We start from the raw sequence: 13,856 nt of genomic DNA, 5'->3' as shown, positions 1-13,856 counted from the left end.
TCTGCCATTAGTTCTCTCTGGTGAACGTAGCCGTTTAGATCCTCTCGGGGTAACTCGCAGCGGCCCAGCACTGGTAATAACAGCGGCACTCAGCGGACTATGCTCGGTGGCCTCAGCGGACTCAGCGCCGTTGTGCACAGCGCCGACCTCAGGTGGCGTGATGTTCATTACGCCAGATTGCGTCGACCCCGAGTTTGATCGTCCGGTGATAGATAGCCGCGAGGCTCTGACCAGCCCTGTGCCGACACAACGGGTGTCCGGCCATTTCGCCGGTACAGAGGTTAAATTCAGCTTTTACTTCCCACCTAAGGCCCAGTGGCAGGGACGCTTTTTCCATAAGGTTTACCCGTTGGGAGATGGCAACGTTGCCGATGAGGTCATCAAATTTGATGCCGACAGCGGTGCCTATACGGTGGATACAGTTTCGTCCTCAGGCTATCGAGCCAACGCCGCTGCCGCCAAATTCTCCAAGGTCGTCGCTGGGCAATACTATGGCGTGTCCCCTGCCCAGATTCATGGCTATATCTATGGTGGCAGCGGTGGTTCCTACCTGACGATTGCCGCAGCGGAAAACTCTTCGGGGATATGGGATGGCGCTGTCCCCTTTGTCATAGGCGTGCCTACTTCTATTCCAACCAATTTTTTCGTGCGCGCTTTTGCGCGGCTGGTACTTGCAGATAAAGCCCCACAGATAGCCGACGCAATGCGACCAGGAGGCAGCGGCAAGCCCTTTGCCGGTCTTAACGCCACCGAGGCCCAGGTGCTGGCCGAGGTGGCGGCGATGGGAGTACCCATGCGTGGCTGGGCTAACTACGCCTACATCCTGGGGCTGGACGACCCGCAAGGCTTGCTGGGCTTCGCAAGTTCCGTGAAAGATATGGACCCCAGCTACGCGGATGACTTCTGGAGTAAGCCGGGCTATCTCGGCACGGAGAAGTCCACGCTGGGTGACCTGGTACGCAATGCAAAAGTTGATCGCGTGGTGACGGTTCAACGCATTGATCGAGACTCAACCGGCAAGCCAACACGGTTGCACCTGGCCGGTTTGGCGCAGGTAAAAAACAGCTCAGCAATGGACTTTGCCCTTGAAGGGAGCGGTGACTTTGCTACGCGAAAATTGCTCGGTTCCTTCGACAGTGAGCGAGGCGTTTTTACCCTCGATGCGCAAAAACCTGGGGTGACGCTTAACACCCTGCACGATGGCGCGCGGATTCATGTCGACAATCGCTGGGCAATTGCCTTGACCTCCTACCACCGCCATCAAGTTCCAAGCGTTGGCGCGTTTGCGGTGTGGGATCAATTTCGCCAGGCAGATGGCTCACCCCGTTACCCGCAGCGCGGCTTAGAGGTGGGGCCAACAATCAGTACCAATGTTAGCGGTGGGGGAAATCACAGCGGCAATATCCACAGCAAGATGATCGTGATCGCCAACGCACTGGACGTGGACGCCTACCCTTGGGATGCAGACTGGTACGACCAGCGCCTAAAGAAAAGCCTCGGTGAGCGCTACGACGCGAACGTACGGGTCTGGGTAAACGACAACGCAGATCACCTGGATGGCAGCGTTGTCGCATCGGGCGCCGTGGACAATCAATCGGTGCGCCTGATCGATTACAACGGCATCCTCCAGCAAGCCGTCAGGGATGTCAGCGCCTGGGTGGAAAACGACACCGCCCCGCCCCGCTCCACCCGCTATCAGCTCAGCAATGGTCAAGTGTCATTACCCGCCGACTCCTCTGCGCGGCAAGGGATTCAGCCTACGGTGAAGCTCACGTCACAGAGTGGCGAACTAATTAAGGCGCGCGTTGGAGAGCCCGTTACGCTTCTGGGCGACATTGCAGTACCACCCGCTGCCGGCAAAGTGGTGAAAGTGGAATGGAGCGAGACCGGAAGCGACGATTTCGTTGAATCGCCACTTGCTCATCAGCCTTCTGAAACCCTCGCGGTACATAAAACGCTGGGGTACTCCAAACTTGGTACCTACTACCCCGTACTACGCGTGTTTTCTCAGCGCGAGGGAGACGCCAAGACGGCGTTCGCGAGGGTGGGGAATCTGGCAAGAGTTCGCGTGGTAGTTGAGTAGCACGCTGGCAACGCATGTTGGTCGGCTTCGATCTTGAGCGTGAGCTTGCCAAGATGAGGACGTGAGAAATGAGCGTGCCGTCAACACGAAACACTAACCGAAGCAGCAGCTCCTACGAGGTGATCTACTCGCAGTACCTGCCTCCGTATTTGGGATATCTCCAAGGGCTGTCTCCAGCCTTTGGAGAGCAGGACAGTTGAGAGGAATGCCCTACCGCTGATCGATTTGAGCGGGCAAGGCAAAACACCTCAGTTTTGTCTATTAATCCCCAAATCCCTTCTGCCCACGCGGCGAATCGCCGCTGTGAGCAGTGCGATCTTGCACACAAGGCTGGGCTTTACTCACTACACGATTCCTGTGAGATAGAAGACAGCAATCACAAAAGCGACCGCCAGCGTTTTGATCAAGGTGATAGCGAATATGCCGCCATAAGCCTGCCGGTGCGAAAGGCCGGTGACCGCCAGCAGGGTTATCACGGCGCCGTTGTGGGGTAGCGTGTCCATCCCACCACTGGCCATAGATGCCACTCGATGTAGAACCTCAAGTGGAATGCCAGCAGCATTCGCCGCCGCAATGAAATGGTCTGCCATCGCAGCCAGTGCGATGCTCATCCCTCCCGATGCTGAGCCCGTGATACCCGCCAATAGAGTGACGCTGACGGCTTCGTTGACTAGCGGATTGGGGATGGATTGCAGCGCATGAGATAGCAGTATGAAACCAGGAAGAGCCGCGATAACCGCACCAAATCCATACTCAGAGGCTGTATTTAGCGAGGCCAGCATCGCACCGGATACGGCAGTCTTGCTGCCTTCGGCGAGTTTCTCTTTGATGGTGCGGTAACCGAAAACACCGACGAGAATAATGCCGGATAGGAGCGCGGCCTCGACCGCCCAAATGGCGGTGATCTTAGCCACGTCGGTTTGAATCGGTGCAGTCAACCCAGGCAATGTCAGGCTGTGGGTAGCGCCGTACCACTGGGGAATCCAGCGGGTAAAAAAGAAGTTCAATACACCGACCAATACCAGCGGCGAAAGCGCGATCAACGGGTGAACTAGCGAGATATCTTGCGCGGTGTCCGGCTCATTACGCAGGTCGGCTTCGGCACCGTAGCCTTCGCCAGCGCGTTGAGTCCGACGTCGCCAGAGTTCAAGAAAAGTCAGGCCAACAATGATCACAAAGATCGAACCTATCAAGCCTAGCCAAGGGGCGGCCCAGGCTGTGGTCTTGAAGAAGCTAGAGGGAATGATGTTTTGGATTTGTGGCGTGCCGGGCAATGCATCCATGGTGAACGAGAACGCGCCGAGGGCGATGGTCGCCGGCATTAGCCGTTTGGGAATTCCTATTTGGCGGAACATCTCGGCGGCGAACGGATAAACCGCGAACACCACTACGAATAGCGACACACCACCATAGGTAAGCAATGCACACGCGGCCACGATGACCGGAATCGCCTGTTTGCGCCCAAGCAGTCGGATTGCCGCAGCGACAATCGAGCGAGAAAAGCCGGACATTTCAATCAGCTTCCCGAACAAGGCGCCAAGCAAAAACACCGGAAAGTAGAGTTTGATAAAGCCGACCATCTTGTCCATGAACAGGCCGGTAAATGCCGGCGCTACAGCACTCGGATCAGTCAGCAAAACCGCGCCAAGCGCGGCGATGGGAGCAAAGAGAATAACGCTGTAGCCACGGTAAGCGGCGAGCATCAACAGTCCAAGCGCCGCGAGGGCTATCAGGATACTCATGCAATCTCCAGGAGCCGGCTCAGAGGCCAGCGATTGTTGTTGTTATGAATTCGGCCTTGTAGACCGTGGGTGTGACAAGCAGTACTGAATCGGTCGGCGTACATTGTTATGCCGTCATTCGGCGCTCAGTACTCGAAGGGTTTAGGGTTTGAGCGCATGGCGTAACTGGTGTCCGCGCCGGCTCAGCAAGCGCTCTTTGCGCGCATCGTCCCAACGGTAGAACCCCTCGCCGCTGCGCAGGCCAGTTTTGCCCTGAGCAACTTTTTCCTTGAGCAACTCAATCACATCGCTACCTTGTGCCAACTGCGGCATGAGGTGGGTGGAAATGTCGACAAAGGTATCCAGGCCGGCCATATCGGCTGCCTCCAGCGGACCTACCATTGCGTAGCGCCGCCCCAATGAGGCACGCATCACTCGGTCCACGGTCTCGGCATCGGCGATACCACTCTGGACAATGTGCAGGGCTTCTCTCAGCAGAGCGAACTGCAGGCGGTTGCCAATAAACCCGGGGGCCGCTTTCTCTAGCACGACGGCTTCCAGGTCCATGGCGTCGAACATCACACGCAGTGTTTCGACATGACGAGGGTCGGTGGCGGTTCCTGGCACCAGCTCCACCAATGGGATGAAGTGCGGCGGATTCCAAAAATGCGCAATAAACAGACGTTCAGGGTGCTGTAACCCCTCAGCCAGGCTGTCCGGTGGAAAGCCACTGGTGTTGCTGGCGAACACGCAGTCGGACCGGACGATACCCTCCAGTTCTCGGTAGAGGGACTGCTTCAGTGGCAGGCGCTCGGGTACCGCCTCAATCAGCAGATCAACATCGGCCAGTGCCGTAAGCGTACTGACCGGTATTAGGCGCGAAAGGATCTCGACCGTGTCGGTTTCGTCAAACTGGCCGGCAGCCGACAGTTCGCGAAGAATCGCACCGGCTACCGCCGGAATTTCCGCCAGCCGTTCTGGCTGAGGGTCGTAAAGCCGAACCTCGAGCCCATGACGAGCAAGGTGCAGTGCGATGCCAACGCCCATGAGGCCAGAACCCATAACTGCAGTCGATGCATAGAACGTAGTGAAGGCAGTGGTCATATTGTTTATTCCTTAGTCCCGCGCCAAAGTCAGCGCTACTCCCTGACCGCTGCCGATGCACAGCGAGGTCAGACCTTTCGTTCGAATCAGACAGATCATCTCGGGCTACTGGGTGTTCAGGCTCGGCAAGCGGATGCCATTCGCAATAGGGGCGTCGTCCAGTTCACGTCTACGCGGTTGCTTCCCAAATAGGGCGTTCTCGCTAAGGTAGAAGGCAATTCTTTGGTGAAACTACCGGTGTTCCAGCAATAGGCGAGCACCGAAGCCGTCGATGCCACCATTGTGAAAACCAACCGCATGGCTAAGGCAGCCACTGCGCTTAATCTAGGCAATGAGGTTTGGGGGGAAATGCAGAGGCTGAAGCTATTGGTGAGCAGATAGGTCCCGTGCTCACGCCTAGCCATCGCTTCTGCACAGGTGCTTACGTCCTTATCGGAACCGACCATTACCTATCCACGCTTTTGTATTTTTGAGGAGGCGGAATTTGTATTGCCGGAGTGTGGCGTTAAGACATTTATTTGTTAATTTTATTTTTTCAATAGATTCATTTGCTTAATCAATTAATTATTACCGCTAGCAATTGGGTATTTCCTGCCACCACCACGATGGATTTTTAAGCAGCTAAGGTCGCTCAACTTTCTGAGGCCATACTTTATGGGGAGGAGGAACAGGGGACGTCAAAGTTTGGTAACGCTAGCTTTAACCTGATGCGAGATTGACCGCATGAACACTTCATTGTTGTTTCGGGTAAGGCGTTACTCACACTGGTTTTCTATTCCAGTAACTCATACGACGCTAGCTCACATGAGTCAGACGATTTAGTACCCTCCCTCCCCGACGCTTCCTTGCCCGATGCGGTCGGGTTGGGAGGTATACGGCCATAGATAGCTCACATTTTGTTCTCACACCAGCTTGGGTCGATGGTTACCCTCAGCTTTCTGCTCGATAGAGAGCGTTCGTGGGTGGCGGCAATCGCCTCTATAGATTGCAATTCGGCATCTCTGGAATCCAGTTCGAGGCAGCCTGTATCCGCTAGTCGAGCGGCTAACGTTTTTCAAAAAAATATAAGTAGCAGACTGCTCACAAGCCAAACTATCATAAGCATGCTTATGTATTTTTTGGTGAGAGCAATGACGACCCAACCGACCCTAGGCTTTGTTCTGCATGACGTCGCACGCCTGATGCGCAAGCGCTTTGAACAGCGCACAAGACAGATCAATCTGACCCGCTCGCAGTGGCAGGTTCTGTCCAAACTGACAATGAATGAAGGCATCCACCAGAAAGGCCTGGCCGACCTGCTGGAAATCGAGTCGATCACCTTGGTACGCCTGCTCGACAAAATGCAGGAGCGCGGTTTGATTGAGCGGCGCCCGCATCCCACCGACCGACGCATGACCCTGCTTTACCTCACCCCACAGTCCCATCCCCTTTTGCAGGTTATGCGCCGTTTTGGTGAGCAAACTCGGGCGGAAGCGATGGCTTCTTTCTCCGAATCCGAAACCCAACTGCTCCAGCAATTTCTCGCGCGCATGCGTGAGAACCTTATCGATGCCTGTGGCCAGCCGGTGGATCAGGAGGAGCTAAGCGATGTCTGAAGCCCACGCAAAAATCCAGGCCGAGAGCGCACCGCAGATGCACCCGCAAACACACGGCGCCAACAGCCAACAACCACTCACCACAGAGCCCGTCAATGGCATACCGGAGCAAAGCGAGCCGCCAAAAGCGAAGCAGCGCCTGCGCCGTGGTTTGTTTCTCTTGCTGCCCCTAGCGTTGCTGGCCTGTGGCGCGCTGTATGTGTTGGGCGGCCAGGTGGTTTCCACCGACAACGCTTACATTCAGGCTGACCGCGTCGGCGTTTCCACCGATGTGGCGGGGATTGTCGAAGCGGTGGAAGTCACCGATAACCAGTTGGTAACCAAGGGCCAGGTACTGTTTCGTCTGCGCCCAGAGCCATTTCAAATCGCCCTGGATAGCGCCAAGGCGCAACTAGGTGAAGTGCGCAACCAAGTGATGAACCTCAAAGCCACCTACGCCCAGGCCCAGGCAGAGATCACCCAAGCGCAATCGGAAATCCCGTACTACGAAATCAATCTGGCGCGCCTCAACAAGCTGGTGAGCGTGTCCGCGGTATCTAAAACCCAGTACGACGATGCCCACCACAACCTGCAAACCACCCAGCAAAAAGTCGCAGTCGCTAAAGCCCAGGCGCAAGCCACCCTGGCGCAACTGGGCGGCAATATCGACCTGCCCGTAGAGCAGCAACCGACCTACATGCAGGCCCAAGCGCGCGTCGATGAAGCCGCACGCAACTTGAAGAACTCCGTGGTGGTGGCGCCCTTCGCTGGCATTGTTACCAATGTCGACTCGCTAGCTGCGGGTGCTTATCTGCAACCACCGCAGTCGGGCTTTAGCCTGATTTCCACAGAACATATGTGGGTAGCGGCCTCGCCCAAAGAAACCGAACTCACCCATATGCAAGCGGGCCAGCCGGTGGATATCAGCGTCGACACTTACCCTGGCGTCACCTGGCACGGCACCGTGGAAAGTATCAGCCCCGCATCGGGTTCCAGCTTCTCTCTGCTGCCGGCACAGAACACCACCGGTAACTGGGTAAAGGTGGTACAGCGCATTCCCGTGCGCATCCGCATCGACGACGCTGCGGGCAAACCGCCCTTGCGCCATGGTATGAGCGTGGAAGCTGATATCGACACCGGCCACGCCCGTGGTTTACCCGAACTGTTCAGCGGCGTATTCGCCAGCAAAGCCCAAGCCCATGAGTGACAGCAATTCGGTGATGCCACCGTCCACAGAGCGGCTCATGGTCACCGCTTGTGTGATCCTGGCGGTGGTCATGCAGGCGTTGGACACCACCATTGCCAACGTCGCCCTGCCCTATATGCAAGGCAGCGTGTCGGCCAGCGCCGACCAGATAAACTGGGTGTTGACCTCATACATTGTGGCCGCGGCCATCATGACCCCGCCCTCCGCCTTCCTGGCTAGGCGCTTTGGCCGCAAGACAGTTTTGCTCTGGGCCATAGTCGGCTTTGTACTGTCGTCGGTGCTGTGTGGTATTGCCCAGTCACTGGGCGAAATCATTGCTTTTCGCTTGATGCAGGGCTTGGCCGGCGCAGCACTGGTGCCGCTTTCACAGGGCATTCTGCTGGATATCTATTCGCTAAAAGAGCGCGGTTCGGCCATGGCCTGGTTTGGTGTTTCGGTAATGGTCGGCCCAGTGCTCGGCCCCATGCTGGGCGGTTGGCTGACGGAAAACTTCACTTGGCGCTGGGTGTTCTTTATTAACTTGCCCATCGGCCTTTTGGCGCTGCTGGGCATTATTCGTTATGTCGCGGAAACACCCGTGGACAAGAATTCACGCATGGACTGGATGGGTTTCGGCTCACTAAGCGTGGCGATCATGGCGCTGCAATTGTTCCTCGACCGGGGTGAGCAATTGGGTTGGTTTTCATCCCTGGAAATTATTCTCGAGGCCGTGGTGGCGGCGTCCGCTAGTTACATTTTCCTAGTGCACTCATTCACCGCAAAAAATCCGTTTATCAGCCTGAAGTTATTCAAAGACCGCAACTTCAGCCTGAGCGTGGTGTTTATCTTCATTATTGGCATCACCTACCTAGCCTCCCTGGCGCTAATGACCCCCTACCTGCAGAAGCTAATGGGCTACCCCGTGCTGCAAGCGGGGATGGCCATGGGGCCACGTGGCCTGGGCACCATGCTAACCATGTACCTAGCTGGCCATTTGATTGGCAAAGTCGATACCCGCTGGCTGCTGTTTTGGGGGCTGGCGCTGTCGGCCGGTTCCATGTGGTTAATGACCGGTTGGACGCCCGATGTATCGATGCAAACCATCGTAATGGTCGGCTTTATACAGGGCACCAGTCTCGGCCTATTGTTTGTGCCACTGACGACCGTCGCCTTCGCCACTCTGCCGACTTCACTGCGGGCGGACGGCACGGGGCTGTATAGCCTGTCGCGCAATGTCGGCTCTGCCGTAGGCATCTCTATCGTCACAACACTGTTGGTGCAAAACACCCAGGTTAACCATGCCGAAATTGGGGCCCATGTCACCGCCTTTAACCGCCTGTTTGATGCCTGGCCCGTGAGCAGCGTGCTCAACCCAATGACAGCCAGCGGCAGAGCGATGCTCGACGGCATGATCAGTACCCAAGCGAGCTGGATAGCCTATATCGACGATTTCAAATTGCTGATGCTGCTGTCACTGGCGGTGATGCCGTTGCTATTGGTGATTAAGCCTCCACAAACCATGCCCCAGAATGACCATGGTCCGATACTTGAGTAGCTAACCTCCACCCAAACGCGGCGAGGCACTTCTGCCAGCGGGACGGTGTGCAGAGACGGCTAGCGCCGCCCCGTAGCTTTCTCAATATCGCTCAAAAATCGCAGCGATCCCTTGCCCGCCGCCAATGCACATAGTGACTAAGGCGTAGCGTCCCTTAACGCGTTGTAGCTCGTGCAGCGCCTTCACCGTGATGATCGCCCCAGTCGCGCCGATGGGGTGTCCCATCGCAATACCCGAACCGTTAGGGTTGACCTTCTGCGGGTCTAACCCCAGCTCCTTGGTTACCGCGCAGGCCTGAGCTGCAAAGGCTTCGTTCGCCTCGATCACATCCATGTCGTCAATCTTCAATCCCGCACGCTGCAGTGCGATTCGAATCGCAGGTACCGGGCCGATGCCCATGAACAGCGGGTCAACGCCCGCGCGCCCATACGACACCAATCGCCCTAGCGGCTTGAGTTCACGCTGAGCAGCAGCATCGGCGCTCATCAGCAACAAGGCGGCAGCGCCATCATTAAGGCCAGAGGCATTTCCCGCCGTCACGCCGCCTTCTGGATCAAATGCGGGTCGAAGTTTTTGCAGGTCCGCGAGCTGCAAACCCGCCCGCACATGCTCATCTTCAAGAAACAAAACATCGCCAGATTTTCGCTTAAGCGGCACCGGCACGATTTGCTCATTAAAACGTCCCTCTGCAATGGCGTGTGCTGCGCGTCTATGAGACTCGAGTGCTAAGGCGTCCTGATCCTTGCGCTCGATCTCATAGAGCCCCGCCACCTTCTCGGCAGTAACGCCCATGTGCACAGAGTGGAAAGGATCAGTCAGTGCGCCAACCATCATATCCACCAGTGTGGTATCGCCCATTCGGGCTCCAAACCGTGTGCCCGCCGACGCATAAGGCGCGCGGCTCATGCTCTCTGCACCACCCGCAATTGCAACGTTGCAATCACCCAGCAAAATGGACTGCGCGGCGGTAATGATCGCCTCTAAACCTGAACCACAGAGCCGATTCAAGGTGAGTGCTGGCGCTTTTTGCGAAACACCGGCGTTTAACGCAGACACACGTGCTAGGTACATGTCTTTGGGCTCGGTATGAATCACATTGCCGAACACCACCTGGTCTACGTCCTCACCATTTACCGAGGCGCGCTTAAGAGCCTCGCGAATGACCAACGTGCCTAGCTCTGTTGGCGGAATATCTTTGAGCGAGCCGCCAAAGTCGCCAATGGCAGTTCGTACCGCGCTAACCACTACTACTTCACGCACGTGCTCTACTCCTTTCAAATAAATAATTAACGGCCGAATTCAACAGAGGAAGACGAGAGCGACTCGCTACCGCGGCCGTGCGAGTTCTCCTCGCGAGTCAGCGCGGGATATCGGCCCATGGCCAGGTAACACAGAGCAGCTGTCACAAAGCAGCCCGACGCCACCGCTAGGGCCACGTCGTAGTTACCGAAATGATCGTAAGCCTGACCAATTAGTGAGCCCGCTAGCGCTACGAGCGTGGCAATGAACAGCACGCTCAAGCCATATATCGAGGCGTAAGAGCGCATACCGAAGTAACGGGCAATCATGAAGGCCACCACATCAATCTCGGCGCCCTGGCCCAGCCCGAGAAGAATCAGTGAGACTGCCGCCATCGGCTTGGAGATATCAGGTTGCATTAGCAGCAAACAGCCAACTGCAGGACCCAAGGTGAATAAGCAGGCCACCAGTGGCGCCCAAATTCGGTCCACTAGCACTCCTGTTACTAACGCCCCCACTAGCGCGGACATTCCGACCAGCCCAATTGCGGCGGCAGCATCAGAAGCTGACAAGCCCTTACCAATCAACAACGGTTGAAACTGACTGAGCAAAGCAACAATCGGTGCATACGTAAGTGCGGCAGCTACGCAAATAATCACCACACGCGGGTTGCGTAACAGGCCCAACAGCGAGAGACCGCTCACGGCTTTTGCGCTACCTGCTTGGATTGGCTTAACGCTGTTACCGCGCACCCAAAACCAGGCAGCGGGTAGCGCCATAAGCAGAATTAGCGTACCTAACGCTAAGAAACCCATACGCCAACCGTATAGGGCAATTACAGCAAAGGTAAGCGAAGGCAACACAGCACCAGAGAGCGCTAAACCGCAGCGCGTTAGCGCCAACGCCACACCCCGGGAACCTTGAAATGTCCCGCTCACAATGCGGGTAAAACTGAGCCCAGTCGTGGTCACACCTGCCACGCTTAAAAATGTGTAGAGCAGGTAGTACACCCAGAGCGGGCCTTGCAGCAAAGCCAGCATAAAGTAGCTCAGCGCCGTCAATGCAGAACCCACCAGCAACACGGGGCGCACACCAATCCTGTCGATTAGTCGTCCGAGCACCGGGGACAGCAAAGCAGCAGCCAAACTAGCGTTCTGCGCCAAGGAAATGTCCCCACGGCTCCAGCCGAACGTTTCCTGCAAGGGCGAAACAAATAAACTGGACAGCGACGGCCAGACTGAAAACGAAACAGCAGTGCCGATTAATGCTGCTGCACCGACACGCCAGTTTTCCCGCCATTCGCTCATCATTACTTGGACCTGAGCAGGCCCGCCTGGTGAAGTCATGTGGTCGTCCCCTATTGTTGTTTTTCGCTGATTTGCAGACGTCAGCCCGTGGTCCGAGCCCAAAAGCTCTGCCAGGTCGGGAAGCTAACTGGTAATCGCGGTACCGGCGGAACGCATGCAGCACAAACTCAACGAGCTGAGTTAGTTGCTTCTGGACACGACCTCAGGGGCGCCAGGACAACTGCGCAACTGATAGGTTGTACGTGCCCTGCGTCTTAACTGTTAAGACGGCAATACACCTGCGCCATTCCTGGCCAATCAGGACACTCTGAATACGCCAATCACGTCTTTAAGCTGTGCTACCAAGACCGAAAGTTGCCGGCATGACTGCTCAGTATTTCCTGCGCCTGCGGCAGTACGCTCGCCCGCATTGGTGATTTCCAAGATATTGCGATCAATATCAAGTGCAACCACGTTCTGTTGTTCGGCGGCCGTAGCGATCTGCTGGTTCTGATCCAGAATCGTACGGGACGCATCAAGGATATTGGTCAGCGCTACCTTCACCTGTTCAGATTGCCCACGACACTGCTTAGCCATGCCATGCCCTACATTTATGGTCTTTACTGCAGCGGCCACACCACCCTGCAGGGTGCCAATCATCTGTTCAATTTCGGCCGTAGACTGCTGTGTACGCTTAGCCAGGGTACGAACCTCATCAGCCACCACAGCAAACCCCCTACCCTGCTCGCCAGCCCGCGCAGCTTCAATCGCAGCATTGAGGGCGAGAAGATTGGTTTGTTCAGCAATGGCCTTAATCACATCAATGACCTGGCCTATCTGCTGACTGTCTCGTGCTAACTGGTCGATAACCGAAGCCGACTTTTCCATTTCGCCTGCCAGTTCTTCGATTCCAGAAACCTGGTCATCAACCAAACCTTGCCCATTTTTGGTTTCTCTATCGACACGCTGCGCACTATCGACCGCCTCCGCGGCATTCCCTGCAACAGACTGGGAGGTGGCAGACATCTGGTTCATTGCCGTTGCCAACTGCTCAAGCTGGCTGCGTTGATCGGAGACAGCCTGAAAGCTATCTGCCGAGATGATCTCAACTTGGGCGGTGCGAGCGCCAACCTCTGCGGCTGTGGTGCTGACTCGCTGAATGAGGTGCCTGATTTTTTCAACACTTTGACTCAAAGTAACCCCAAGCTCACCCAGTTCATCCTGGCTTTTGGGGTTGTACTTGGCCGTCATGTTTCCGTTAGCCACTTGATCAAGCAAATCACCCAAACCTTGCAGTGATTGGCGGATGGAAATGTAGACGCCGCTGAACAGATAAAGAATCGACAGGAGCAACAGCGCCTCTACAACGGCCAACCCCGTCATGTAACTCAATTGGCTTTTTGATCGCTGGCTAAGGGAGTCGCTTATCCGGTCAACGATCAACGTGTTCAGATCATACGTACTCTGCATATCTCTACTGACCAACGAGTAGTAGTCCTGCCACGGCGTATCAAAACTCTCACTGACCAGCAGATTGTTTTGCACGCTATCCGACTGACCTTTCAGCGTTGCTAAACTCTCTGCCGCCGGAGCCGCTAGCGCAATTTGAGCAGAGGAGGAGCTATCGAGCAGGTCGGTCACCGCCTGTTGATATTCTTCCTGCAAACCATCAAGGGATAACAGATTTTGCTCCAAGCGCATTGATATCGAGGGGCCAAGATGACCATCCAACATGGCGATAGAACCGAGTGACCGATTGCTACCAATCAGTGCTGTCACGCGAGGGGTAGTGGCTGAAACAAATTCGGCGAGCTGGCGCACCGACCTGCTCGGGTCCTGAGAAAAGCCCGCCTCGGATAGAACGGCTTTAGTGAAGTTCAGTGATTTCGCTAACTGCTTGCGCCGCACGTCCAGCTTGGTAGACCAAAGCTCTTGTTGGCGCCCAGCTTCAAGCCCGGAGACCATGGCATCGCGCTTAGCCTCGAAAACGCCCGCTTTAGTTCGAAGCCCCTCCCAATTCATGCTCTTCAGTTTGTTTAAAGTCGAGGCCTCGATGACGTCAGCTTTGCCGATAGCATCACCGGCTCGCCCGGTAGTTCCATGTACAA

Annotated in this window: 9 protein-coding genes and 1 pseudogene; 4 read left to right on the top strand and 6 right to left on the bottom strand. The window is 56.0% G+C overall.

Annotated features, from left to right (window positions below):
- Positions 1-160 precede the first annotated feature (160 nt).
- Positions 161-2,083: a Tat pathway signal sequence domain protein gene (locus AC0IW7_RS09200; RefSeq protein ID WP_471817326.1), complete on the top strand. Its 1,923-nt coding sequence runs from the start codon at positions 161-163 to the stop codon at positions 2,081-2,083.
- A 344-nt stretch (positions 2,084-2,427) separates the two neighbouring features.
- Here AC0IW7_RS09200 and AC0IW7_RS09195 read toward each other — a convergent pair whose 3' ends face one another.
- The gene (locus AC0IW7_RS09195; RefSeq protein WP_471817324.1) at positions 2,428-3,825 is read right to left on the bottom strand and encodes a GntP family permease; all 1,398 of its coding nucleotides are present in this window, start codon (positions 3,823-3,825) and stop codon (positions 2,428-2,430) included.
- 141 nt (positions 3,826-3,966) lie between these two features.
- On the bottom strand, positions 3,967-4,908 hold the full coding sequence (locus AC0IW7_RS09190) for a 3-hydroxyacyl-CoA dehydrogenase family protein (protein WP_471817322.1): 942 nt from the start codon (positions 4,906-4,908) through the stop codon (positions 3,967-3,969).
- 1,109 nt (positions 4,909-6,017) lie between these two features.
- On the opposite strand from AC0IW7_RS09190, the gene AC0IW7_RS09185 reads away from it, so the two are divergent.
- Genes AC0IW7_RS09185 through AC0IW7_RS09175 form a run of 3 tightly spaced genes read left to right on the top strand, consistent with a single transcriptional unit; the run spans position 6,018 to position 9,223 of the window.
- Positions 6,018-6,503 carry a MarR family winged helix-turn-helix transcriptional regulator gene (locus AC0IW7_RS09185; protein WP_471817320.1) on the top strand — a complete coding sequence of 162 codons (486 nt, stop codon included), beginning with the start codon at positions 6,018-6,020 and terminating at the stop codon, positions 6,501-6,503.
- Positions 6,496-7,689, top strand: a complete 1,194-nt coding sequence (locus tag AC0IW7_RS09180; protein ID WP_471817318.1) for an HlyD family secretion protein — start codon at positions 6,496-6,498, stop codon at positions 7,687-7,689. Before AC0IW7_RS09185 ends, AC0IW7_RS09180 begins: the two co-directional genes overlap by 8 nt.
- 13 nt (positions 7,690-7,702) lie before the next feature.
- Entirely contained in the window at positions 7,703-9,223 is a 1,521-nt protein-coding gene (locus tag AC0IW7_RS09175; RefSeq protein ID WP_471817467.1) for a DHA2 family efflux MFS transporter permease subunit, read from the top strand.
- An 81-nt stretch (positions 9,224-9,304) separates the two neighbouring features.
- Here the strand turns inward: AC0IW7_RS09175 and AC0IW7_RS09170 are convergent, their stop codons facing one another.
- The 4 genes and pseudogenes from AC0IW7_RS09170 to AC0IW7_RS09155 form a co-directional block, all read right to left on the bottom strand.
- Positions 9,305-10,483, bottom strand: coding sequence for an acetyl-CoA C-acyltransferase family protein (locus tag AC0IW7_RS09170; RefSeq protein WP_471817317.1), 1,179 nt, complete (start codon positions 10,481-10,483; stop codon positions 9,305-9,307).
- Between the two features lie 26 nt (positions 10,484-10,509).
- A complete protein-coding gene (locus AC0IW7_RS09165) occupies positions 10,510-11,772 on the bottom strand; it encodes an MFS transporter (protein WP_471817315.1) in 1,263 nt (420 codons plus the stop codon).
- 294 nt (positions 11,773-12,066) lie between these two features.
- Positions 12,067-12,783: a methyl-accepting chemotaxis protein gene (locus AC0IW7_RS09160; protein ID WP_471817465.1), complete on the bottom strand. Its 717-nt coding sequence runs from the start codon at positions 12,781-12,783 to the stop codon at positions 12,067-12,069.
- A 144-nt stretch (positions 12,784-12,927) separates the two neighbouring features.
- A pseudogene (locus tag AC0IW7_RS09155) lies at positions 12,928-13,131 on the bottom strand (methyl-accepting chemotaxis protein); the annotation flags it as partial.
- Between the last annotated feature and the right edge of the window lie 725 nt (positions 13,132-13,856).

It is taken from the genome of Pseudomonas sp. AC229 (assembly GCF_979254655.1).
Note: the sequence above shows the minus strand (reverse complement) of the source record. Positions and strands in the feature narration are given on the sequence as shown.